This is a genomic window from Pseudomonadota bacterium, assembly GCA_039024915.1.
Classification (GTDB): domain Bacteria; phylum Pseudomonadota; class Alphaproteobacteria; order Rhizobiales; family MH13; genus MH13.
In genome coordinates this window covers 133,165-156,464 of the sequence record JBCCPK010000001.1, presented here as the reverse complement: position 1 = coordinate 156,464, position 23,300 = coordinate 133,165, and the positions used below count along the sequence as shown (strand labels likewise).

20 protein-coding genes and 1 pseudogene are annotated in these 23,300 nt (G+C 61.4%); 14 read left to right on the top strand and 7 right to left on the bottom strand.

The window, feature by feature from the left end:
- Positions 1 to 90 precede the first annotated feature (90 nt).
- On the top strand, positions 91 to 729 hold the full coding sequence (locus tag AAF739_00820; protein MEM6381190.1) for a hypothetical protein: 639 nt from the start codon (positions 91 to 93) through the stop codon (positions 727 to 729).
- A gap of 14 nt (positions 730 to 743) precedes the next feature.
- On the opposite strand, the gene moaB is transcribed toward AAF739_00820, so the two are convergent.
- Positions 744 to 1,298 (bottom strand): molybdenum cofactor biosynthesis protein B, encoded by a 555-nt coding sequence (gene moaB / locus AAF739_00815; GenBank protein MEM6381189.1) that lies wholly within the window; start codon positions 1,296 to 1,298, stop codon positions 744 to 746.
- 9 nt (positions 1,299 to 1,307) lie between these two features.
- The gene (locus AAF739_00810) at positions 1,308 to 2,156 is read right to left on the bottom strand and encodes a uracil-DNA glycosylase (protein ID MEM6381188.1); all 849 of its coding nucleotides are present in this window, start codon (positions 2,154 to 2,156) and stop codon (positions 1,308 to 1,310) included.
- A gap of 117 nt (positions 2,157 to 2,273) precedes the next feature.
- Between AAF739_00810 and AAF739_00805 the strand changes: the two genes are divergently transcribed.
- The 4 genes from AAF739_00805 (at position 2,274) to AAF739_00790 (ending at position 7,631) form a co-directional block, all read left to right on the top strand.
- Positions 2,274 to 3,923, top strand: coding sequence for an electron transfer flavoprotein-ubiquinone oxidoreductase (locus AAF739_00805; GenBank protein ID MEM6381187.1), 1,650 nt, complete (start codon positions 2,274 to 2,276; stop codon positions 3,921 to 3,923).
- 5 nt (positions 3,924 to 3,928) lie between these two features.
- Positions 3,929 to 4,882 carry an NAD(P)H-binding protein gene (locus AAF739_00800; GenBank protein MEM6381186.1) on the top strand — a complete coding sequence of 318 codons (954 nt, stop codon included), beginning with the start codon at positions 3,929 to 3,931 and terminating at the stop codon, positions 4,880 to 4,882.
- Between the two features lie 102 nt (positions 4,883 to 4,984).
- Positions 4,985 to 6,769 (top strand): tetratricopeptide repeat protein, encoded by a 1,785-nt coding sequence (locus AAF739_00795; GenBank protein ID MEM6381185.1) that lies wholly within the window; start codon positions 4,985 to 4,987, stop codon positions 6,767 to 6,769.
- A 13-nt stretch (positions 6,770 to 6,782) separates the two neighbouring features.
- Complete coding sequence (locus tag AAF739_00790) at positions 6,783 to 7,631, top strand: 4-(cytidine 5'-diphospho)-2-C-methyl-D-erythritol kinase (GenBank protein ID MEM6381184.1); 849 nt, start codon at positions 6,783 to 6,785, stop codon at positions 7,629 to 7,631.
- Positions 7,632 to 7,667: 36 nt separating this feature from the next.
- Here AAF739_00790 and AAF739_00785 read toward each other — a convergent pair whose 3' ends face one another.
- The 4 genes from AAF739_00785 to AAF739_00770 all read right to left on the bottom strand — a co-directional run bounded on the left by AAF739_00785 (position 7,668) and on the right by AAF739_00770 (position 13,894).
- Positions 7,668 to 8,846 carry a cell wall hydrolase gene (locus AAF739_00785; GenBank protein ID MEM6381183.1) on the bottom strand — a complete coding sequence of 393 codons (1,179 nt, stop codon included), beginning with the start codon at positions 8,844 to 8,846 and terminating at the stop codon, positions 7,668 to 7,670.
- A gap of 273 nt (positions 8,847 to 9,119) precedes the next feature.
- A complete protein-coding gene (locus AAF739_00780; protein ID MEM6381182.1) occupies positions 9,120 to 10,025 on the bottom strand; it encodes an ATP-binding cassette domain-containing protein in 906 nt (301 codons plus the stop codon).
- Between the two features lie 9 nt (positions 10,026 to 10,034).
- Positions 10,035 to 12,722, bottom strand: coding sequence for a pyruvate, phosphate dikinase (ppdK, locus tag AAF739_00775; protein MEM6381181.1), 2,688 nt, complete (start codon positions 12,720 to 12,722; stop codon positions 10,035 to 10,037).
- Between the two features lie 128 nt (positions 12,723 to 12,850).
- Positions 12,851 to 13,894: a polyprenyl synthetase family protein gene (locus tag AAF739_00770; GenBank protein MEM6381180.1), complete on the bottom strand. Its 1,044-nt coding sequence runs from the start codon at positions 13,892 to 13,894 to the stop codon at positions 12,851 to 12,853.
- A gap of 204 nt (positions 13,895 to 14,098) precedes the next feature.
- Here AAF739_00770 and AAF739_00765 point away from each other — a divergent pair, with 204 nt between their 5' ends.
- The 9 genes and pseudogenes from AAF739_00765 to glyS all read left to right on the top strand — a co-directional run bounded on the left by AAF739_00765 (position 14,099) and on the right by glyS (position 22,582).
- Positions 14,099 to 14,308, top strand: a complete 210-nt coding sequence (locus AAF739_00765; protein MEM6381179.1) for a DUF2007 domain-containing protein — start codon at positions 14,099 to 14,101, stop codon at positions 14,306 to 14,308.
- Entirely contained in the window at positions 14,305 to 15,096 is a 792-nt protein-coding gene (locus AAF739_00760) for a methyltransferase (GenBank protein MEM6381178.1), read from the top strand. Before AAF739_00765 ends, AAF739_00760 begins: the two co-directional genes overlap by 4 nt.
- Positions 15,097 to 15,174: 78 nt before the next feature.
- Complete coding sequence (locus AAF739_00755; protein ID MEM6381177.1) at positions 15,175 to 16,029, top strand: S49 family peptidase; 855 nt, start codon at positions 15,175 to 15,177, stop codon at positions 16,027 to 16,029.
- A gap of 139 nt (positions 16,030 to 16,168) precedes the next feature.
- On the top strand, positions 16,169 to 16,366 hold the full coding sequence (locus AAF739_00750; protein MEM6381176.1) for a hypothetical protein: 198 nt from the start codon (positions 16,169 to 16,171) through the stop codon (positions 16,364 to 16,366).
- A 75-nt stretch (positions 16,367 to 16,441) separates the two neighbouring features.
- Positions 16,442 to 17,383, top strand: a complete 942-nt coding sequence (locus tag AAF739_00745; GenBank protein MEM6381175.1) for a glycine--tRNA ligase subunit alpha — start codon at positions 16,442 to 16,444, stop codon at positions 17,381 to 17,383.
- 15 nt (positions 17,384 to 17,398) lie between these two features.
- Positions 17,399 to 17,956: pseudogene (locus AAF739_00740) on the top strand (LemA family protein).
- A 14-nt stretch (positions 17,957 to 17,970) separates the two neighbouring features.
- Positions 17,971 to 19,947: a DUF2207 domain-containing protein gene (locus tag AAF739_00735; protein ID MEM6381174.1), complete on the top strand. Its 1,977-nt coding sequence runs from the start codon at positions 17,971 to 17,973 to the stop codon at positions 19,945 to 19,947.
- A 26-nt stretch (positions 19,948 to 19,973) separates the two neighbouring features.
- A complete protein-coding gene (locus AAF739_00730) occupies positions 19,974 to 20,357 on the top strand; it encodes a VOC family protein (protein MEM6381173.1) in 384 nt (127 codons plus the stop codon).
- Between the two features lie 38 nt (positions 20,358 to 20,395).
- Positions 20,396 to 22,582: a glycine--tRNA ligase subunit beta gene (gene glyS / locus AAF739_00725; GenBank protein ID MEM6381172.1), complete on the top strand. Its 2,187-nt coding sequence runs from the start codon at positions 20,396 to 20,398 to the stop codon at positions 22,580 to 22,582.
- Positions 22,583 to 22,744: 162 nt separating this feature from the next.
- Here glyS and AAF739_00720 read toward each other — a convergent pair whose 3' ends face one another.
- Positions 22,745 to 23,299, bottom strand: coding sequence for a hypothetical protein (locus AAF739_00720; GenBank protein MEM6381171.1), 555 nt, complete (start codon positions 23,297 to 23,299; stop codon positions 22,745 to 22,747).
- Position 23,300: the final 1 nt, after the last annotated feature.

Below are 23,300 nucleotides of genomic sequence, written 5' to 3'. Positions count from 1 at the left end.
ATTAAATGAGAACAAATATAGAACATTTACATCTATGGTGCAATCCCCAGCCCTATCGCCAACCGCGCGCAGGGCTGGTAGATTTGCCGCATGCTTAGCGTGGTCATCCGCACCAACAATGGCGAACAGCTGCTGCCGGAGGTTTTGCGGCCTTTGATTTCAGCTGCGGCTGAAGGGGTTGTGCGCGACGTTGTTTTCCTTGACCTGGGATCTCGTGACGGGACAGCCATGATCGCCGACACCGCCGGTGCCGCGATGGTGTCCGCCAAAAGCGATGGCTTTGACGGCGCCTTGGCACAAGCGCACCGTGGCTCATGGCTTTTACTGCTTGACCAGAACACTGTGCTTGCGGCCGGCTGGATGGAAGAGAGCGTTGGTTTTGTCGAACGGCAAGATCGGTTGCGGGTGAGCCAATCGCGGTCTGCCGCCTGTTTTCGGCCGGAACATGAGCCAGAGCTCGGCAGTGGAGACTTGCGGCGACGGATAACGGTTCTGGCAACGAACCGTTTGGCATCGCGGGCTTTTCTAAGCCAAGGCATCCTGGTGCGCCGCGCCGTGTTGATGGGTGCCCGCGCGCCGGTGATTAACTGGCGAGAAGGTGAGCCGACGATGACGGCCCCGGGCCTTATGCGGTTACGCAGTCGCAGCTATCTCGCGCGGCCACTGCCCGCGCCAAAGGACGAAATGATATCAGCGCCACGCGGGGCGCATGTGGCCGATCACTCCTGAAAAGCGCATGCGTTTCAGGTGCTTGCGCCCTGTCCTCTGCGCAGATGTTCGTCAAGGCGCGGCATGATTTCAACGAAGTTGCACGGGCGATGCCGATAGTCGAGTTGCGCGGCCAGTATGCCGTCCCAACCGTCTTTGCAGGCGCCTGTCGAGCCCGGCAGGCAGAACACAAATGTGGTTCCGACAAGCCCTGCGGTGGCGCGCGACTGCAGTGTCGACGTGCCGATCTTCTCAAAGCTTATGCGGTGAAAGAGTGCTGAAAAACCGTCCATGCGCTTGTCAAAAAGCGGCTCGAGCGCATCAGGCGTCACATCGCGACCGGTAAACCCGGTTCCGCCCGTCGTTATGATGACGTCGATCGCGTCATTGGCCGCCCAGTCTTTGACTTGCGCCTGCAAGGCAGGAACATCGTCCCGTACGATCACACGTGCGGCCAGCTTGTGGCCCGCGGCCTCGATACGCCCCGCGAGCGTGTCGCCAGACTTGTCGTCCTGCAATGTTCGCGTGTCTGACACCGTTAGAACGGCAATACCAAGAGGGACAAAGGGGAGGGTTTGGTCAAGCGTCATGGGAGGTTCCTACTGCCGGGCGCCGGTTTCGTCGATGATCCGCTCCAGCGCGAGAAAATCCTGCCATGCCAGTCTCTTATTGCTGGGCGTGCGCAACAGCGCTGCCGGGTGAAGCGTTGGTACGCTCGGGATCGTCAGGCCGTCATACTCGTAGCTCAACGTCCGGCCCCGTGTCTTCATGATCCCCTGGATGCCAAACAAGCTAGAGAGCGCTGAGCCGCCAAGCGTCATAAGGACTTTCGGTTGAGCAAGCACGATCTGACGCCGGATGAACGGCTCGCACAGGGCGCGCTCTTCGGCGGTTGGTGTGCGATTGCCGGGCGGGCGCCAGTAAATTGCGTTGCCGATGTAGACCGATGAGCGATCCAGGTCGATCGCAGCGAGCATTTTATCGAGCAGTTGCCCCGATCGGCCGACAAAGGGCAGGCCCCGTTCATCTTCCTCCCGGCCAGGCGCCTCGCCGATCAGCATGATCGACGCCTTTGGGTTTCCGTCGGAAAAGACCAGCCGACGCGCGGTCTTCTTCAGCGCACACCCGTCGAACGCTTCGAGTGCCTGCCGCAGCTCATCGAGGCTTTGCGCACGCGCCGCCAGAGCCTGTGCGGCTTCAATACCTTCCACCGACCTTCCCTTTGCAGCGTGTAGCGGCTGGGCGGCTTGAATGACAGGAGGAGCTTCGCCCGGTGGCGGGGCTATTTGGGCGGCCAGCGCATCCGCTCGCGCCTGTTGATCGGCTTGTTTGCGCGCAACGTCGCGCTTTGACTCATCGAACCGATCTACCGGTTCCTCGCCGATCGCTGCATCGACGCCAGCATCGCGGTAGAACTCAAGAATTGATCTCAGAGCTGCGTTATCCATCCGTCTGGTAAACCGGTTTCGAGACATTAAGGCCAATTGACGTTGTCTGTTTATAAGGAAACAAAGAGCGCGCGAAGTGTGCAATGCAGCAATTTGTCAGGAATCGGAGCAGCATCGATGAGCAGCGAACGCGAAAGCATGCCTTTCGATGTTGTGATTGTCGGCGCGGGTCCTGCCGGTCTTGCAGCTGCCATCCGCCTCAAACAGGCTGACCCGGACTGCGAGGTCGTTGTTCTCGAAAAGGGCGCGGAGGTGGGCGCGCACATTCTGTCAGGCGCTGTCATCGATCCTATTGGGCTTGATGCGTTGCTGCCGGACTGGCGGGAAGACGATTCGCCCATCAAGACCGCCGTAACCGAGGACAGGTTTTATTATCTCGGGCCGGGCGGTGGCGTGCGCTTGCCCAACTTTGCCATGCCGCCGCTGATGTCCAACCATGGCAACTACATCGTGTCGCTTGGCAATGTCTGTCGCTGGCTCGCCGAAAAGGCTGAGGCGCTTGGGGTCGAGATCTATCCGGGCTTCGCGGCTGCCGAACTTCTGATCAATGATGATGGCGCGGTGTACGGCGTGGCGACCGGCGACATGGGTATCGGCCGCGATGGCCAGCCGAACGACCAGCACACGCCGGGCATGGAGCTGCACGGCAAATATGTGCTGTTGGCCGAGGGCGTGCGTGGGTCGCTGTCCAAGCAGGCCATTGCCAAGTTCGATTTGGCGCGCGATGCCGATCATCAAAAGTATGGGCTTGGGCTGAAGGAACTTTGGGAGGTCAAGCCTGACAGGCACCATCCCGGACGCGTTGAGCATTCCTTCGGGTGGCCACTCGACAACGCTACCGGTGGCGGGTCGTTCCTCTACCACCTTGAGGACAATCAGGTTGCAGTCGGCTTCGTTGTCCACCTCAATTACAAGAACCCGCACCTGTCGCCGTTCGAAGAGTTTCAGCGCTACAAGACCCACCCGATGATCGCGCCAACGTTCGAAGGCGCGCGACGGTTGGCCTATGGCGCCCGCGCGATTTCCGAGGGCGGCTACCAGTCCGTCCCGAAGCTCACCTTCCCGGGTGGTGCCCTCCTGGGCTGCTCGGCAGGTTTTGTGAACGTTCCGCGCATCAAAGGCTCGCACAACGCGATGCTGTCGGGAATCCAAGCCGCCGATGCGGTTATTGAGGCGCTCGCCGCCGGACGGGCACAGGACGAGTTGGGAGACTATGAGACGGGCTGGCGCGCCAGCCCCATCGGTCAGGATCTGGCGCCTGTTCGCAACGTGAAACCCCTATGGTCGCGTTATGGTACCCGGCTGGGTGTCATGTTGGGCGGCCTCGATATGTGGCTCAACCAGACAGTTGGAACATCGTTGTTCGGCACCCTTGCCCACGGCAAGCCCGATCACGAGGCGACCGGCAAAGAGTTCGACGCGCCGCCCGTCGCCTATCCAAAACCCGACGGGAAACTGACCTTCGACCGGCTGTCGTCGGTTTTTCTGTCGAACACCAACCACGAGGAAGATCAGCCGGTCCACCTTCGGGTTTCCGATCAGCGGCTGCAGCGCATTTCCGAACTTGGCCTCTATAGCGGCCTGTCTCAGCGCTACTGCCCTGCTGGCGTCTACGAATGGGTGGATGACGGCGCAGGTGACATGCGGTTCCAGATCAACGCGCAGAACTGCGTTCACTGCAAAACCTGCGATATCAAGGACCCCAACCAGAACATCGTCTGGCAAGTTCCCGAAGGGGGCGGCGGTCCGAACTATCCGGGGATGTAGGTCGGGTGGCGCGGGCGCTGCTTGTTGGCGCGACCGGGACAATCGGGCGCGCTGTAGCGAAAGAACTGGTGGCGCAGGGCTTTGAGACGGTTTGCGTTGTTCGCGCCAACCGAGCCGCTACAATCGATGGCGCGCACTATCGGACGGCTCACGTTACCGATGCCGCTCACCTGCTTGAGCATGGCTTCAAGGCCGAGCCCTTCGATGTCGTCATTTCCTGCCTTGCGTCCCGCACTGGCGCACCCGATGACGCTTGGGCCATTGACTACCACGCCAACCTCAATACGCTTGAGGCGGCGGCAATGGCCGGGTGTCAGCATTTTGTTTTGTTGTCGGCGATCTGCGTGCAGAAGCCCGTTCTCGCCTTTCAGAGGGCGAAGATCGCGTTCGAAGACCGCCTCACTGCCGCCGACATCACCCATTCGATCATCCGCCCGACCGCGTTCTTCAAATCCTTGTCGGGACAGTTTGATCGGGTCAAAGCGGGAAAGCCCTTCCTCCTGTTTGCGGATGGTGCGCTGACCGCCTGTAAGCCAATCAGCGACGAGGATCTGGCGCGTTACATCGTGAGGGCCGTGCGCGACACGCAGATGCACAACGTGGTGCTGCCGATTGGTGGGCCGGGCCCGGCACAGACGCCCCGGCAGCAGGGTGAAGACCTGTTCGAAGCCCTCGGGCTGCCGCCGAAGTTTCGTTCGGTACCCATCGGCATGATGGACGCAATTATCACCGGCTTGAGCTTAGGAGGTCGCATGTTTCCCAAGCTGGCAGTCAAGGCCGAGCTGGCACGCATCGGCCGGTATTACGCGACCGAGTCGATGCTGGTGTGGGACCCCGAGCAGGGTCGCTACGACGCGGATGCAACGCCCAGCTTCGGAAACGACACGCTCGCGGGCTTCTTCCGGCAGCTTGCCAGCGGCGAAGCAACCGTTGAGCGCGGTGACCATGCGGTTTTTTAGGCGCTTGTGCGCCTGCCGGGAAAAAGCCATGGTTAGGCACCACGAACCGCTTCACTGATTTGCTGGCACCCTGACAGTTGGGCCTTGAGAGGACATGCAACCGTGCGCTTAACCTTCCCCGCTCTACTCGTTGCAACCCTGATGTCGGCGAGTGTTTCTCTGGTCAGCGTCGCGCAAGCGGATACGGTGGCGATAGAAACCCACGAGGCTGAAGCCCTGGCGCCGCCGGTCGAAGCACAGTCCGCAACCTCTCTATCCGGGCTGTTCCTGGCGGCTACTTTAGCGGAAACCGAACGGGATTTGCCTCGCGCTGCGGAGTTTTATCGCGGGTTGCACGAGCTTGACCCATCATCGAGCCGGTTTCTGCAAAGCGCTTTCACTATGGAGCTTGCCGACGGCCGCATGACCGGTGCGCTGGATCTGGCGAGTTTGCTGGTTGCCGCAGGTGACACCGGCGTGGCGCGGCTCGCAATTGCCCTTGACGCCATGCGCCAACGATCACACCGCGTCGCCTTGCGCGAACTGGAGGCATACCAGAGTGATGGCTTCGGCGACATCGTTGCGAGCCTCGTGGGTGCCTGGGCGCATTATGGGGCTGGGGATGCGGAGCAAGGTCTCGCGATACTCGATGCGATGGACGGCCCTGCTTGGGTGGAGCTTTATGCTTCGTTTCATGCTGGGCTGATCCGGCTCGCAAACGGGGATTCCAAGGAAGCGCTCGCCGATCTCGAACGCGCGTACACCGCGGACCCGGGCGCGCTTCGGCTCGTGCAGGGCTATGCGAGGGGGCTTATCGCCAACGATCGCAAGGATGAAGCGCTGGAAGTCCTTGAAGGGTTTCGGATGCTTGCCCCCAGCAATGAAGTCATTGCTGGCGATATCGCGGCTGCGTTGGCTGATCAGCCGATTTCGATGCGCGTGCGCACAGCGCAGCAAGGTGCTGCCGAAGTGCTTTACGGGTTGGGCGTCGCCCTCGGGCAGGATGGCGCAGAGGAAGTGGGCGCGATCTACCTGAACCTCGCTTTGTTCGCTGCGCCCGAGTTCGATCTGGCCCGCTTCGGGCTCGCCCGCACCTATGAGGGGCTGGAACTGTGGGAAAGAGCGGTGGATGTGTATGAGGGCATCACCGATGAATCAGCGCTCAAGCGGACTGCAGAAATCCGCTTGGGTGTTCTTCTAGACCAGCTTGAGCGCCCCGATGAGGCCGATGCACATCTTGAGGCGCTGATCGAAGCGGACTCGTCCGACCTGAACGCGATCAGCACGTTCGGCACGGTCCTGCGGGTGCGCCGTGACTTTGAGCGCGCTGCCGAGGTTTACAGCATGGGCATCGAAACGATCGAAAAGCCCACTTTTGAGCACTGGCGGCTCTTCTACCAACGCGGGATCGCCTTCGAGCGGACCGATCGCTGGCCGTTGGCTGAAGCCGATTTTCTTAAGGCGCTGGAGCTCAATGAAGATCAGCCCGACGTCCTGAATTACCTCGCCTACACCTGGGTTGATCGTGGTGAGAACCTTGATCGTTCGGTTCAGATGCTGGAGCGCGCCGTCGAGATGCGCCCCGACTCCGGCTACATCGTGGATTCCCTTGGATGGGTGTACTTCCGCCTGGGCAGGTTCGAGGACGCTGTCGAGCAGTTGGAGCGAGCGGTTATCCTCGATCCGACACAAGCCGTGATTCATGATCATCTGGGCGATGCCTACTGGATGGTTGGACGGCGACTGGAAGCTCGCTTCCAATGGAGCCATGCCCGCGATCTTGATGACACGCACGATGAGATCGACGAGGAAGCCATCCAACGGAAGCTGCAACGCGGTCTGACCCGGCAGGAAGTCGAGTCGGTTGGCGTCTGGCCGGAAGGCTACAAGATTCCGACGATCCAATAACGCAGCCTGCCCGATGTCGGGATCGGCAAGCGCGCGGGCGCGGGCGCGGGCGAAGGTCAACCTCGCCTTGCATGTCACCGGGCAACGTTCTGACGGCTACCATACGCTCAGTTCCCTGGTAGCCTTTGTCGATGTGGGCGATGAGGTTCGCATCCAACCGGCCCGCGAAGACACATTGACGGTCGATGGGCCGTTTGCGGCGCATGTTCCGCCCCTCGATGGAAACATTCTCGGGCAAGCCCTCTCGATGGTGCGGCGCTGGGGCTTGCAGCCCGAGCCTGTCCACATCCATTTGATGAAGAACCTGCCCATCGCAGCAGGAATAGGCGGCGGCTCGGCAGATGCGGCGGCACTGGTGGAGCTGCTGACCAATGGCGCAGCTCTCACGGACGCACAGACAGCCGACTGCCTCGCGCTGGGCGCGGACATCCCCATGTGTCTTACGGGCACCCCGGCCTTGATCGATGGAATCGGTTCGGTGGTCAGCGCGGTGGATTTGCCACGAGCCTTTTGCGTGCTGGTGAACCCACTCAGAGAAGTCTCGACGCCCAAGGTGTTCGCCGCCTTGCAATCGAGGCATAACCCACCTTTGCCGTCTTATCCGGAGCCCCCGCCCAACTTCAATGATCTCATTACGTGGCTTGGCGGTACACGCAACGATTTGATGGCGCCTGCGAGTGCGCTGGAGCCAGCCATTTCTGACGTTATGGATGCGCTGGAGGGTGCGCCGTTTGCTCGGATGAGCGGCTCGGGTGCGACCTGTTTCGCGCTGTTCGAAAGCGAGGTCGATGCTGGCGAGAAAGCGGCGGACCTGAGAGCTGCGCGCCCCGATTGGTGGATCGCAGAGGGGTTGTTGGGGTAAGGACGGCGTCCGCGATCGCGAACCCGCTTCGTCTGTTTATCGCCAGCCGCCGTAACGGCCTTTGTAGAAGATATGCAGACCAATCCGGTCGAGCCGGATCATCCGCGGTGCCCAGCGCGGGCGCACGTAATTGGCGTGGTAATGCGTTGATTCCTTGATGGAATCGATCAGATCACGCTCTTCAAGGACTTGCTTGGCGACATCTTCGGACTCTTCCCAGGCACGTTGTTCGGTGATCCGCTCGGGAATACCGTCGCAGGCAAACGAGAACTGGCAGCGATTGCGCCAATGCTGGTTCTGGTAAACGACGCCGCAGATCGTGTCGGGGAATTCGTCGTGATGCACGCGGTTCATGATGACCTGCGCGACCGCGACCTGGCCACGGCGCGGCTCACCGCGCGCTTCGAAGTAGATGCCTTCGGCAAGACAGCGGAATTGCCGATCATTGCCTAGAAATGCGGAAATCTGCTGCTGCCCTTCGGTGTCGTCCAGCGGCGAGCCGGCGGCGGATGGATCGATCATCGCGAGCGCGTAGGGGCTGGCGGCGTCGCTTCCTGGCTCAGAGCTCTCGTCGCCGCGTGCCGCAACGCCTTCGATAGCGCCGACGGGGTCTTCGGCGACCATGATTTCCGGCTGCGGCGCGATCATGCCGATATGGCCGGAAAAGGCCGCATCGGGCAATGCAGCAACTTCAAGTTGCGCGAACGGGTGCTGCTCGACCAAAGAAACCGGTAGGCGGCGCGCTTCGCGCATCGCGTGGACCGCAGGCGTCACTAGTTGATGCTCGCGACTGTCCCGCGCAACGTTTTGGTCGCGTCCGACAGGCAGGCGGTTATCGGGAATGGATCCCGTTACAAGTTCTTCGTTCAAGGACGCCGGAGCGATTGCGGCCAGCGCCGCTGGTTCGGACAGGTTCGCCACACCGCCATGTTGGAGGGCATGCCCGCGCTCATCGTCGAGGTGCAGAGTTGCGCTGTGTATGGAACCGGCCGGAGAAGCGGTGAGGAAACTTTGCCAACGCTCAGAACCAGGGCCATCGAGGCCAAGCAGATGAGCGGCATCGAGATGGCCAACCGTAGCGGGTTGCGACAAAGCCATAAGCGCGCCAACCGCTGCGATGCCCGTCGCCTTTTGTGGGCTAAGCCCAAATAGTGGGAGCTTTGCACCCTGAGAACGTCCCAAGGCGCGCTTGGCGACAGGTCCTACACCAAACATGGTTACGCAACTCCTACGCAATACCCAAACCGAAGCGCGGTACCACCGCCGGGTGTCCGACCCATCGCCATACACACCGTTCAAACGCAGCAAGCTCCCATTCGCCGCATTCGAACAATTTTGGTTATGGGTGGTTAACCTTGCAAACCCGTAAAGCTGCCGGTGAATTTCCGTTATGAGTTGGGACAGTCCGGTAATCACTCGTTAAACCAGTATGACAAGAGTGGCTTACGATGCCTTCGACATCGACGCTAAGCCCTTGTCATTGTTGGGCTAACGCGATCTGCTTAAAGCGCGATTTGTGGCAAAAATGCAGTGAAACGGTTTGTTAAGGTTAACCTTAACTTCCGCTTCGGTCAGCCTTTCCACCCCATCGGTCCCAAAGCGATGGCGGATCGCATCGTTAACAATCAACTGCGCTTGATCGGCGCGGCGGTGGACGGGCAGCGCCAAAGCGTGGGCAACCAACGCGTCCATGCCCTCGCCAGTCTTCGCCGATACTGCCAGGACGGTCGGTGGGGTGTTGGCGTGGCTTGCAAGGCCAAGTGCGCCCTCCACGTCTGCCACGGCGCGCCGGGCGGGCCGCCCCATATCGGACTTGGTGACGCAAATCAGGTCGGGCCATTCCATGATGCCCGCCTTCATGAATTGAAGGGCATCGCCTGATCCGGGTTGCACGCACAAAATTGACTGATCCGCCACCAGCCGTATGTCCGCTTCCGATTGGCCGATCCCCACCGTTTCCACCAGCACCATATCGAAAAGCGCGCGCAGCAAAATTGTCGATGCGATGGCGTGGTGGGACAGCCCGCCCAGCCGGTCGCGGGCGGCCAGCGATCGGACGAACAGTCCACCATCTTCCGGATCGAGCGACAGCCGCGTCCGGTCCCCAAGGAGTGCGCCCCCCGTGGCGTGAGAGGAGGGATCGACGGCGATCACTGCAAGCGTCTGATCTTTGGCTCTGATCGCGCCGATCAATGCCTGAAGGAGAGTGGACTTTCCAACACCGGGCGGACCGGTGAGACCCAAGACACGGCCCTTCTGACTTTCAAAGGCAGCGTCGAGAAGCGCGGCATCGGCCTCGCGAAGCGTTGGGCGGTCCAGCGTCGACAACGCCCGTGCAATGGCGCGCTTGCCGCCTGTGCCCAGCATTTCGAGCGAGGGTGCGGCGTCGGTCACCGCTCTATCCTAGGCCCCGGATTCTGACGTCCGCAGCGCCGCCTGCGCAGCCGCCAGCCGTGCGATAGGCACCCGGAAAGGCGAACAGGAAACGTAGTCGAGCCCGATCGTCTCACAGAAGCCGATGGATGCCGGGTCGCCGCCATGCTCGCCGCATATGCCCAGTTTGATGTCGCCGCGTTGCGCCCGGCCGCGCTCAGATGCCAGCCTGACCAACTCGCCGACGCCATCCTGATCGAGGGTGACGAAGGGGTCCTTTTCCATGATCCCGAGCCGCTCATAGGTTCCCATGAACTGGGCCGCGTCATCGCGCGAAATGCCAAACGTCGTTTGCGTCAGGTCGTTGGTGCCAAAGGAAAAGAATGCCGCAGATTGCGCAATCTCGCTCGCCCGCAGCGCCGCACGCGGCAGCTCGATCATAGTGCCGACCGTGTAGACAATAGACTGGCCACGTTCCTCCATCACGGCCTGCGCAACCTCGTCGATTGCCGCTTTGACGAAGTCGAGCTCTGCGAGTGTCGCAACCAGCGGCACCATGATTTCCGGCTCGACCGGCTGTCCAGTGGTTTTGGCCGCATCAATGGCCGCCTCGACAATCGCCCGTGTCTGCATGCGTGCGATCTCGGGGTAGGAGATCGCAAGGCGGCAGCCGCGATGGCCCAGCATCGGGTTGAACTCATGCAGCGCGCGCGCGCGTTCCCGCAGTTCATCTGCATCCACGCCGATCTGTTGCGCCAGCTCGGCGAACTCCGAGGCCGAATGGGGCAGGAACTCGTGCAATGGCGGATCGAGAAGACGGATCGTCACCGGTAGACCAGCCATGATCTCGAAGAGTTGCGTGAAGTCCGCCCGTTGCATGGGCAGGATTTTCTCAAGGGCGTTGCGACGCACCGCCGGATCGTCGGCGAGGATCATCTCGCGCACTGAGACGATCCGGTCATCATCAAAGAACATGTGTTCGGTGCGGCAAAGCCCTATGCCCTCCGCCCCATATTTGCGCGCGGTTTCGGCATCCTGTGGGGTTTCGGCGTTGGTCCGCACGGTCATGCGGCGCGCTTCGTCCGCCCATTTCATGACGGCGGAGAAGGCGCCGGTCAGCTCCGGTTCCTGCATCGCGACGGTGCCGAGTATGACATCGCCAGTTGCGCCATCGATCGTGATGATGTCGCCTGCTTTCAGCTTGGTCGCACCGACCGAGACGATGCCAAGTTCGGCATTGATCCGGATCGCCCCAGCACCCGATACACACGGCGTACCCATGCCCCGAGCCACCACCGCCGCATGCGAGGTCATTCCGCCGCGAGCGGTCAGAATGCCCTTCGCGGCATGCATGCCGTGGATGTCTTCGGGGCTGGTTTCCACACGCACCAGGATACAGTCGCGCTCGGCGGCTGCGGCAGCCTCGGCATCGGCGGAGGTCAGGACGATCTCGCCGGTGGCCGCGCCGGGCGATGCGGGCAGGCCGCGTGCGATGACCGTGCGCTCAGCGTCTTCGCGGATCGTGGGGTGGAGAAGTTGATCAATCGCAGCAGGGTCGAGCCGCAAAAGTGCGTCCTGCTGCGAGATAAGGCCTTCGTCGACCATATCGACAGCGATCTTCATCGCCGCCTTTGTGGTGCGCTTGCCGCTGCGCGTCTGCAGCATCCACAGTTTGCCCGCCTCTACGGTGAACTCCATGTCCTGCATGTCGCGGTAGTGCTTTTCGAGCACACCGCAATAGCGCTGGAACTCTGCAAACGCCTCCGGCATCGTTTCTTCAAGCGAGGGCTGCGTATCGCCACCCTGTTCCCGGGCTCGGCGCGTCAGGGACTGGGGCGTACGGATGCCGGCAACGACGTCCTCACCTTGAGCGTTAACAAGAAACTCGCCGTACAGATGGTTGTCGCCGGTTGATGGATCGCGCGTAAACGCAACGCCGGTTGCTGAGCTTTCGCCCATATTCCCGAACACCATGGCCTGGACGTTGACGGCAGTGCCCCAGTCTTCAGGGTAATCGTGAAGTGTCCGGTAGGTGATCGCGCGAGGGACCATCCAGCTCTTGAACACCGCGCCGACCGCGCCCCACAATTGCTGGTGCGGGTCTTGGGGAAAGGGCTCACCCGCTTCTTCCTCAACGATCCGCTTGAATTGCTCGATCAACTTGCCCCAATCGGCAGCGGTCAGTTCGGTGTCGAGCGCATATCCCGCTGCGTCCTTGACCTCGCCGAGTGCGTCTTCGAACAGGTCGTGCTCGACGCCCATCACCACGTCGCCATACATCTGGATGAAGCGCCGGTAACTGTCGCGCGCGAAGCGGTCATCCCCGGACAAGGTCGCCAGTGCTTCCACGGTCTGATCGTTGAGGCCAAGATTGAGGACGGTGTCCATCATGCCGGGCATCGATACGCGCGCACCCGATCGGACCGACAGGAGCAGCGGCCGCTCGTTCGAACCGAACTGTTTGCCCGTAATCGTTTCGATCTTGCCGACCGCGGCGGCCAGCTGGCCTTCAAGAGTGGCGGGGTAGGTGCGGCCATTTTGGTAAAAGTGCGTGCAGACGTCGGTTGTCACCGTGAAGCCAGGTGGAACCGGCAGGCCGATGCGGCTCATTTCAGCCAGGTTTGCGCCTTTCCCGCCAAGAAGGTTGCGCATGTCCGCATGACCTTCGGCAGCTCCGTCGCCAAACGAATAGACCCATTTTTCGGTTGCGGTCGTCATTGGGGGTCTCCCGGCTTCGAGCAGGTTTGCGTGCAGTGCAGCACAGCCGCCATGGACCTACCGGGTGGGCGCGCGCCGGTCCATCACCTTTTTGACCGATGGCTAAGAGAAGAAGCCTATGGCGGGGCTCAGCTGACGCGGTCGATGCAAAATGCCACGGCGTCGAGGAGCGCCGCTTTCTCTTCGCTGGCAGGCAAACCATCCAGCGCATCGCACGCAACCGCACCAAAATGCTGGGCGCGACTGATCGTGTCCGCGAGCCCCTGACGATCGCGGACCAATGCCGTGGCGCGTTCCAGATCGCCTTCGCGCTGTTCGCCTTGCACGATCACCCTGTCCCAAAACGCTTTTTCGTCACCTTCCGAGCGCCGGTAGGCCAAGATCACGGGCAAGGTCACCTTTCGCTCGCGAAAATCGTCGCCGACGTCCTTGCCAAGGTCCTTGGCCGAACCGCCATAGTCGAGCGCGTCATCGACAAGCTGGAAGGCGAGGCCCAGATTGGTGCCATAGGAACGCAAGGCCGCCCGCCCCACTTCGCCTATTTGGGGATCGAGCTGGCTTGCGACGATGGGGCCGACCTCGCAGGCGGCAGAAAACAGCGCAGCCGTCTTCGCCTTGATGACCTGCAAATACTCGTCTTCGGTCGTGTTGGTGTTCTTGGCGGTGGTCAGCTGCATGACCTCACCCTCCGCGATGACCGCTGAGGCGTGCGACAGCACTTCCAAAGAGGGAAGCGAGCCGACCTCGACCATCATCTGGAACGCTTGCCCAAGTAGGAAATCGCCCACCAGGACGCTCGCCTGATTGCCCCACAGCATGCGGGCAGCGGGTTTGCCGCGGCGCATATCGCTTTCGTCGACAACGTCATCATGCAGCAGGGTTGCGGTGTGCATGAACTCAACACTGGCAGCGAGCTTGAGATGCCCGATCTGGCTTGTGTCGTGGCCGTATCCGAACATCTGCGCGCAAAGGATCGTCAGGATAGGACGCAAACGCTTCCCGCCCGAATCGATCAGGTGCTTGGCGACTTCGGGGATCATCTCGACGTCGGAGCCTGTGCGGCTCAGGATAATCTGATTGACCCGCTGCATCGGCTCGGAAGACAGCCCCATCACCCGCTCAAGCGATGCTTTGCCCTGCTGGTGATGCGATAGCGGAACAACGACGCCCATCTTGGTCTCCCACATGCGCGCTCGAATGCGCGCGTTTTCTCAGTGGGCGGTGCAAAGCACAATGCAGCCCCGCTGAACAGTCCGGCAAACGGTCACGCCCCAAAAGCTGCATCGGCCTGGCGGCGGTTGGCCCCCGCCACTTGCAAGCAAAGGCCAGTGGACGCAAAAACAAGCAGCGCAAACCAACCGCAACGCGAAAGACCGATGGAAGAACTGTTCCGGACCAACGACATCGTGCTGATCTCCGCTGTTGAGGCGCTGCTGAAGGAGTTGGACATCATCTACTTCGTGGCCGACCAGCACATGTCGGTTCTGGAGGGGTCGATCGGCGTTTTGCCCCGCCGGGTCATGGTCGACGCGGACCGCAAGGAGGAGGCCGAGCGCGCGATGGCGGATGCAGGTCTGGTGCCGTGACCGTTAGCGCGATGGCGGGCGAAGGGGCTGGAGAGGTCACGCGCGATGCCTTCATCGGTGGTGCCGTGACACTCATTCAGCCAGCACGCGGGTCGCATCGATCCGGCTCGGACGCTGTCTTGCTCGCAGCCACGCTTTCAGGAGCGGCTGGCGACATTCTCGACATGGGTGCCGGTGCCGGTGCGGTAGGCCTCATGGCCGCCCACGCTAACCCGGACGCGCGCGTGATCCTTGCTGAAAATGATCCGGTTCTGCTCGAATGCGCGCGGCAAAGCGTGTCGGCGAACCCTTCGCTTAGCCGCCGGGTCAAGGTGTGCGACGTCGACCTTCTGGCCGCTGAGCCCGCTCGAACAGCGGCCGGGCTGAAACGCGCATCGTTTGATCATGTGGTGGCAAACCCGCCCTATCGGCGGCAGGGGCATGTGCGGGCTCAAGCCAGCAAACTCGCCGCTCACGTCATCTCGCCCGAGGCGCTCGAAGGCTGGGCGCGCACCGCTGCCAGCGTCCTGAAGCCGGGTGGGACACTGACAATGATTTTCGCGGCTGACGGGCTAAGTGATCTCCTGGCTGTCCTTGAGCGACGCTTCGGCGCGCTATGCATCCGCGGTCTGCATCCTGGGCCCGACATGCCAGCCGAACGTCTCCTCATCCGGGCCATCAAGGGCCGGCGAACCCGCCCCGCGCTTTTGCCGGGGATCACTCTACATGGGCCTGACGGCAGCTACACGCCCTCCGCCCGTGCCATTCTTGCGGGTCGAGAGGGGATCGAGATGGCCGCAGGCCGCTAACGATCCACCACCCCTTGCGGCGGCAACACAACCACCCCATGTCGAGATCAACCCGCCGCGACCAAAAAGGACCCTGCCGTGCTTCGCCGCTACTTGCCCAAGGCCATCCGACCCAAAACGCCGCTCGTGCCGGTCTTGCGCCTGAGCGGGGTGATTGGCGGTGGCGGTCGGGTCAACCGCGGGCTGTCTTTAGCCGCCGTCGCCGGTCCGCTGGCCAAGCTGTTCTCGTTCGATGCGCCCGTTGTTGGTATCGTCATCAATTCGCCGGGCGGCTCACCGGTTCAATCCCGGCTGATCCACGACCGGATCCGAAAACTTGCCAAGGAGAAAGAGAAAGACGTTGTGGTGATGGTCGAAGATGTCGGCGCGTCAGGTGGTTACATGCTGGCCTGCGCGGGCGATGAGATTATTTGCGACGACAGTTCGATCCTCGGGTCCATCGGCGTGATTTCCGCCAGCTTCGGTTTCGACCGGGTGATCGAGCGGTGGGGCGTCGATCGGCGCGTCTATACCGCAGGCGAGAAGAAGCTATCGCTTGACCCGTTTCAGCCGGAAAAACCTGATGATATCAAGCGGTTGAAAACGATCCAGAAGGAAATCCACGATTCCTTTGTCGGTCTGGTTAAAGCCCGACGTGAAGGCCGTATCGACCCTGATGACAAGCAGCTTTTCACGGGCGAGTTCTGGGCAGGGAAGAAAGCGGTGGAGCTTGGCCTCGCCGACCGGATCGACAATCTCGACGCGACGATGAAGGATCGCCTTGGCGACAAGGTGAAGCTGGTGGCGATCCCGACCCAGCGGCGTGGTTTCGGCGCGCTTTTTCGTTCCCAGGCAGCCCGAGGCTTCTCGGCCGCAGCCCTCGGCGATGCGCTGATTGAGGGCGCAATTGCTTCCATTGAAGACCGCGCCCATTGGGCCCGATTCGGGCTTTGAGGGGCTTAAGACGTGGGCGCTTTGATGGTCTGGTTGACGAACTATTGGCCGATGGGAGCGTTCGCATTAGTCTGTGGCGTCGTGGCTTTCAGCCTATCGAGACACGCGGCACACAAAAAGTGATCGGGGGACTTCGCGAATGCCGGCATTCTTTGGTTTGGCAGCCTTAGCTGTCGGCGGTTTCATAGCCTCCCGAATCATGCGCCGCGAATGGATGCGGGTGAACCGTGCAATGGACGACACGCGACGCGCCAAAACTACCGACGATCGCGAGGCCATGCCGCAGCTCAAGCGCGATCCGGCGACCGGTAACTACAAGCCCGGTGACGAGAGCTAACACGCCTCCGGCTTGACCCTTGCGCTGGCGCTGGTACGGGAAGGCTGGTTTTCCGTTGATGAGCGATAAGGCGCCATGTCTGCGCACAATGATCCCACCCGGTCCTTTCAGGGCCTGATCCTGACACTTCAGCAGTTTTGGGCAGACCATGGCTGCACGATTTTGCAGCCCTACGACATGGAAATGGGCGCGGGGACCTTCCACCCCGCCACCACATTGCGGGCGCTTGGCCCTCTTCCGTGGAAGGCGGCCTACGTCCAGCCCTCGCGCCGCCCCAAGGATGGCCGCTATGGTGAAAACCCCAACCGGTTGCAGCACTATTACCAGTACCAGGTGCTCTTGAAGCCATCGCCACCCGATCTGCAGGATCTGTACTTGCGCTCGCTGGCCGCCATCGGCCTCGATAGCGCCACCCACGACATCCGCTTCGTCGAAGATGATTGGGAAAGCCCAACTCTGGGCGCTTGGGGGCTTGGCTGGGAATGTTGGTGTGACGGGATGGAGGTCTCGCAGTTCACCTACTTTCAGCAGGTTTGCGGGCAGGAATGCTCGCCGGTTTCAGGCGAACTCACCTACGGGCTTGAGCGCATCGCGATGTACGTCCAGGGCGTTGAAAACGTTTACGATCTCAACTTCAACGGCCGCGAGGGTCCCGATAAGGTGACCTATGGCGATGTGTTTCTACAGGCTGAGCAGGAATATTCCCGCTACAATTTCGAGATTGCGAACACCGCCGCTCTGTTCAAGCATTTTGAAGACGCCGAAGCCGAGTGCAAAGCCATCCTGCGCGCCTCGGAGCCCAGCGAGCCGGGAGCGGAGCACCGTGCGGTTCTGCCGGCCTATGACCAGTGCATCAAGGCGAGCCATGTCTTCAACCTGCTTGATGCGCGCGGGGTGATCTCGGTGACCGAGCGCCAATCCTACATTTTGCGCGTTCGCGAGTTGGCCAAGGCTTGCGGAGAAGCATGGTTACTGACCAGCGCCGGCGGCCACACCGCCGAGCGCAGCGCGGCCTAAACGGAGGGCAGGGCGATGGAATGGATCATTCTCGTGCTGATCGTCGTGGTGATCGGCTACGCGATCATCGTCTACAACACTCTGGTGAAGAAGCGGCAGATGGTTCGCGAGGGCTGGTCGGGGATTTCCGTGCAGTTGCAGCGCCGCTCGGACCTTATTCCCAACCTGCTTGAAACCGTCAAAGGCTATATGGGCCACGAGAAATAGGTTCTGGAGAACGTGACCGCACTGCGCGCACGAGCACAGGCCATGGGCGAGGAACATCCCGCCGAGCGCGCAGGCGTTGAAAGCCTGCTTGGTGCAGCGCTGGGCAAGCTGATTGCGGTGGCGGAGAATTATCCCGACCTCAAGGCGTCCGCCAATTTCATCGAATTCCAGGAGGCCCTTGAGGAAACCGAGGACAAGCTCCAGCTTGCGCGGCGCTACTACAACGGCGCCGTGCGGCAGTTCAACACGCTGGTCGAGCAATTTCCGTCCAATCTGATCGCAGGCCAGTTCGGCTTCGCTCAGGCTGAGTATTTCGAGCTTGAGGACCCGGCCGACCGGGCCAATCCGCAGGTTTCATTCGGCTGAGGGTGAGCGCGAATATGGCCGTCATCGTGCGTTCTTCCAAGCTGATGGCCGAACTCGCTCGTTACGCGCTGATCGTCGCACTGCTCCTGTTGGGGGCTGGCCTATCATCCGCCCATGCCCGTGAAGAGATTATCGAATTCAACACAGTCGTCGAAGTCGAAGCGGACGGCGCATTCCTGGTGACCGAACGCATCACGGTGAGGGCGGAAGGCGTCGAAATTCGGCGCGGCATCTTCCGCGACTTTCCCACGGTCCAGCGGGAGCCTTCGGGCCTCATATATCGGACAAGCTTCGAACTGATCGAGGTGCTACGCGATGATCAAGCAGAGCCGTATCACACCGAGCCGATCACTGGTGGGACGCGGGTCTATATTGGCCGCGCTGACGTGTTCCTTCGGTCGGGCGTCTACACGTACACACTGCGCTATCGCTCGCGGCACCAGATGCGGTTCTTCGACGAATTTGATGAAGTCTACTGGAACGCCACCGGTAATTTCTGGTCGTTCCCGATCCAGCGCGCGATTGCGACCATCCGCTTGCCCGAAGGTGCAACCATCAAAGAAACGGCGGCGTTCACCGGGCGATTTGGTTCGACTGCTTCGAAAGCCGCAAGCCGGATCGTTGGGCCTGGTGCCGTTCGTTTCGAAACCGTCGGTCCGCTCGGTCCACGCGAAGGGCTGACAGTCGCCGCTAGCTTTCAAAGCGGCATCATCGAACCTCCAAGCGAGGGTGATGTTCAGCTCAAGCTGCTCCGCGACAATGCCGGGATCGCTGCGGTACTTGTCGGGGCTCTTGCGGTCTTTGCCTATATGGTCGCGAGCTGGTGGCGGGTAGGGCGCGACCCGCCCCGCGGCGTTGTTTTCCCGCGCTTCGAGCCGCCGCGCGGCATGAGCCCGGCGGAGTTGAGCTGGGTCTGGTTTCGCGGCCACAAGGGCGGGTCGACCGGCAAGAGTTTCATGGCGGCGCTGGTTTCGTTGGGCGCGAAAGGCAAGCTGCGCATTGACGAGGAGGGCGGCACCGTCACCGTCCGGCGCACCGGTGACATGGGGCGTTCCGGCCATAAGGACCTGCCCCCGGGCGAGCGGGCGCTGATGAAGGGGCTGTTCGGCCAGCGGGAGGCAATGTCGTTCCTGCCCATTAATGCTCCGATCCTTACGAGGACGACCTCGACGTTCCGCAAGACAATTTATGACGGCTTCAAGGGCCGCTATTTCAAGCGCAATCCTGGCTACACCATTATCGGGGTTGTGATTGCCGTTCTGGCTCTCTTTGCTTTTCTGGCCCTGTTCGCCTCAACCGATGCGATTGCGACCGGTGTGGTTGTTCACTTTGTCGGCGGTCTCATAGTGGGCATCACCGTGGGCGGCGCATGGGCACACTTTGCAGGGCGCTCAACGCGCGTCGGGGGGCTTCTAGCCGTTACCTTTGTGATCATCGCTGCCGGCGTGGTTGCGGGGCTGGCGGCCGCTTTTCACATTTCGCCGCCGCGCGCCTTCGCGACCGGCTGGATTATCCAGCTGACAATGTTGGTCGCTGCCGCGATGGGTTTCACCATCACATTGTTCGCCCGGTTGATGTTCGCGCCCACGGTTGAGGGCCAGGCTCTGATGGATGAGATCGAGGGTTTCCGGCTCTACCTTTCTGTGGCCGAATCCGAGCGCATGAACATGGAAGGCGCGCCTGATTTTTCACTCGATCTGTACGAGCGCTTCCTACCGTACGCCATTGGCCTTGGCGTCGAGAAGCCGTGGTCGGAGGCGCTCGAAGCGCATCTAGAGGCCATACCCGCAGCGCAGCGGACAACCTACCAGCCAAGCTACTATCACGGCCGTTCGTTTGACTCGGGTTCGATCGCCGCATCGACGGCGGCCATCGCGTCGACCATTGGTGCCGCGTACGCGTCATCCATGCCGCGCTCGTCGGGCTCAAGTGGTGGCGGTGGCGGATCGTCTGGCGGCGGCGGCGGCGGAGGCGGCGGCGGAGGTTGGTGACTTCTCCCCAAGAGGAGGAAATTCTTATGCCAAAACTGCTCGAACAAGCGCCGGTTCTGCTCGTCAGTGACATCAAGGCGAGCCTCGCCTATTGGCGGCAATCGATCGGCTTCACATTCGCCGAATATGGCGAGCCGGAGACAACATTCGCCATCGGCAAGCGCGACAGCTGCTTCATCATGCTTTCGCAGGCGCCCGAGGGCCATACCATCACGCCGCATTGGAAAGTGGTCGATACGATGTGGAACGCCTATTTCTGGGTTGATGATGCGCAGGCGCTTTACGAGGAATTCCTAGGCAGCGGCGCGAAGATCGACTACAGCCTTTGCGAACAACCCTACAACGTTCTGGAATTCGGCATTCAGGACCTCGACGGGCACGATATTGCCTTCGGACAGGACCTCGGCTAGCCGGTATTTCTTTGCCGCAACCGCGACTTTGATCCCCAATGCCCGACCTTTTGCTCGAACTGTTTTCCGAAGAGATACCCGCACGCATGCAAGCGCGCGCCGCAGACGATCTGCGCAAGGGTGTCACAGACCGCCTGGTGGATGCCGGTCTGGTCTATGAGGGAACGAAAGCTTTTGTCACGCCGCGCCGGCTCGCTCTGCACGTTGCCGGGATCCCGACCCGCTCGCCCGACGTGATCGAGGAGCGCAAGGGCCCCCGCGTCGGTGCGCCGGACAAGGCTATCGAAGGTTTCCTTCGCGGCGCTGGGCTCTCTTCGATTGACGAGGCTCAGGTTGCGTCTGATCCCAAAAAGGGCGACTTTTATGTCGCGAAGATCACCAAGCCGGGGCAGGATGCGGAGACGATCATCGCTGGTGCTGTGAAGGAGGTCGTCGAGACCTTCCCGTGGCCGAAATCGATGCGCTGGGGCAGCGGCTCGCTGAAATGGGTGCGCCCGTTGCATTCAATCGTCTGCACGTTCGGGCCGGAGACCGAAGATCCTGTGGTCGTTCCCGTCGAGGTTGGCGGCATCACCGCGTCCAACACCACGGAAGGTCATCGGTTCCATGCACCGGAGCGGTTCACGGTGCGCCGTCTTGACGACTATCAGACCAAGCTTGAAGCCGCGAAAGTTGTTCTCGACCCCGAACGGCGCAAGGCGATCATTGAGACCGAGGCGCGCAATCTGGCGTTCGCGCAAGGGCTGGAACTGGTCGAAGACCCGGGCCTTCTCGAAGAAGTAGCCGGTCTCGTCGAGTGGCCGGTCGTGATGATGGGATCGTTTGATGAAGCGTTCCTGCAGATCCCCGATGCCGTTATCCGCGCGACGATCCGCGCGAACCAGAAGTGCTTCGTCCTGCGCGATCCCCAAAAAAACCGTCAGACTGGCGATCTGGCGAACAAGTTCCTCCTGACCTCGAACATCGTGCCCGATGATGGTGGCGCGGCTGTTGTCGCGGGCAATGAGCGGGTGATCCGCGCGCGGCTCGCCGATGCGCTCTATTTCTGGCAGACCGACCAAGCGCCGCTGCCCGATCTCGATACGCTGAAAGAAAGCGCGGAGAGGCTGGGCCTTGATCTCGCCAAGCCGCTTGATCAGCGCGCGGCGCGGCTCGATAGCCTGGGCGTGATTTTCCACGCGAAACTTGGCACGCAGGGTGAGCGGATCGCGCGTATCGCGGCCTTGGCGCGGACCATTGCGGGTGAAATCGGTGCCGATGCAGATCTTGCCGAACGCGCGGCGAAGCTTGCCAAGGCGGATCTGCAAACCGAGGCGGTGGGCGAATTCCCCGAGCTTCAAGGCTTCATGGGCGCGCGCTACGCAGCTCTACAGGGTGAAGACCCATCAGTCGTTGTGGCCATTGAAGACCATTATAAGCCGCAAGGCCCGTCGGACTCGGTGCCCACCGATTTGGTGGCCGTTGCCGTCACGCTGGCCGACAAGCTCGACACACTCACGGGCTTCTGGGCGATTGACGAAAAGCCGACGGGCTCAAAGGACCCTTATGCGCTTAGAAGGGCGGCCGAGGGAGTCGCACGCCTTGTGCGGGAAAACGGTTTGAAACTCTCCTTGAACCCCATTTTCTGGGTATCATACCAGCACCTTCCGAAGCATCTGAAGCCGGATGGCGTCTCGCTGGAGGGAAAGGCTGACCAGATATACAGCGGTGATTTGATTTCCTTCCTGCACGACCGCGTGAAGAATTATCTTCGTGGCGAAGGCATCGGGCATGACGTTGTAAACGCTGTCCTTGATAATAACCTTGACGATCTTCTCGATCTTGTGCAGCGGGGAGAAGCCCTTTCGGCGCTGCTCAAGACTGACGATGGCCAGAACCTGAAAGCTGGCTATGACCGCGCGGCGAACATCCTCGCCGCCGAGGCCAAGAAGGGCACTGAAGTTGCGGATTCGGTCGATCCGTCCTTGTTCGAGCAGCCCGAAGAGGGCGCGCTCCATACGGCACTGACAGATGCTGCCACCAAGGCCCACGCCTCGGTTGCCTCCGGCGACTACGAAGCCGCGATGCAGGCGCTGGCAACGCTTCGCGCTCCTATCGACGCATTCTTTGAAGCTGTATTGGTGAACGCAGAGGATCAGAAGGTCCGGGCCAATCGCCTCGCGCTGCTCGAAGGCGTGCGCTCTGAGATCAGCGCCATCGCCGACCTGTCCAAGGTCGAGGGATAGGCGACACCCCCGAAGGTTATCCTCGCCCCCGGAACGGGCCCGGCGCAGGCTCTTGTGGCGAGGATCCACGCCAAGCGTGTAGCAACAGCACAGGCGCAACCGTTGCATGGACCCTCGGGACAAGCCCGAGGGTGACGTTTGGTGATACGGTTGGCTTGATGCCTAATCCAGCTCCACCCGGTTGCTGCGCACCTCGTCCAGTAGGTCTGGCCGGAACGCAAGCAGGTGATCGATAAGATCGACGGGGTCTTTCGCCAGCGGGTGCAGATCGATGCTGATCGTCCGGCCATCCGCTTTCCAAGCCTTGGACATCCACTGCTTCCATGCTGGCGCAGGGTCTGTATCGACGACAACCGTTTCCGGCTCGCTTGTCAGGACGATGTGCAGCGTGTGAAGGCGCAGCGTCCGCAGCGCCCGGCGTTCATGGCGCACCGACTGGATTGCATCCCAGGGGACGATACCCAGCCGTTCGAAGAACAGCCCGCGTGCATCTGCGCCCAGGCGCACAACGCCTTTTTCGATCAGCGGATAAAAGTAAGCGGAAACGCCAAGCCCGACAGGAACCATCCAGAGAAAAATCGGCTGGCCCCGGACCAGCCACGCCAGCACCCCCAGAGCCGCGAGCACGATGCCACCATAGGCCATCATGTCGCCGGAGCCGGGCAGATAGTTGACCCCCAGGGATCGAGGCTGCGCTGTGGGTTCCTTGTGGTCCACG

Bases quoted from the DNA above. Each gene is read 5' to 3' on its own strand.
- AAF739_00820 (MEM6381190.1), top strand. From the start codon at position 91: ATGCTTAGCGTGGTCATCCGCACCAACAATGGCGAACAGCTGCTGCCG.
- moaB (MEM6381189.1), bottom strand. From the start codon at position 1,298: ATGACGCTTGACCAAACCCTCCCCTTTGTCCCTCTTGGTATTGCCGTT.
- AAF739_00810 (MEM6381188.1), bottom strand. From the start codon at position 2,156: ATGGATAACGCAGCTCTGAGATCAATTCTTGAGTTCTACCGCGATGCT.
- AAF739_00805 (MEM6381187.1), top strand. From the start codon at position 2,274: ATGAGCAGCGAACGCGAAAGCATGCCTTTCGATGTTGTGATTGTCGGC.
- AAF739_00790 (MEM6381184.1), top strand. From the start codon at position 6,783: ATGTCGGGATCGGCAAGCGCGCGGGCGCGGGCGCGGGCGAAGGTCAAC.
- AAF739_00785 (MEM6381183.1), bottom strand. From the start codon at position 8,846: ATGTTTGGTGTAGGACCTGTCGCCAAGCGCGCCTTGGGACGTTCTCAG.
- ppdK (MEM6381181.1), bottom strand. From the start codon at position 12,722: ATGACGACCGCAACCGAAAAATGGGTCTATTCGTTTGGCGACGGAGCT.
- AAF739_00770 (MEM6381180.1), bottom strand. From the start codon at position 13,894: ATGGGCGTCGTTGTTCCGCTATCGCATCACCAGCAGGGCAAAGCATCG.
- AAF739_00765 (MEM6381179.1), top strand. From the start codon at position 14,099: ATGGAAGAACTGTTCCGGACCAACGACATCGTGCTGATCTCCGCTGTT.
- AAF739_00750 (MEM6381176.1), top strand. From the start codon at position 16,169: ATGCCGGCATTCTTTGGTTTGGCAGCCTTAGCTGTCGGCGGTTTCATA.
- AAF739_00745 (MEM6381175.1), top strand. From the start codon at position 16,442: ATGTCTGCGCACAATGATCCCACCCGGTCCTTTCAGGGCCTGATCCTG.
- AAF739_00735 (MEM6381174.1), top strand. From the start codon at position 17,971: ATGGCCGTCATCGTGCGTTCTTCCAAGCTGATGGCCGAACTCGCTCGT.
- AAF739_00730 (MEM6381173.1), top strand. From the start codon at position 19,974: ATGCCAAAACTGCTCGAACAAGCGCCGGTTCTGCTCGTCAGTGACATC.
- glyS (MEM6381172.1), top strand. From the start codon at position 20,396: ATGCCCGACCTTTTGCTCGAACTGTTTTCCGAAGAGATACCCGCACGC.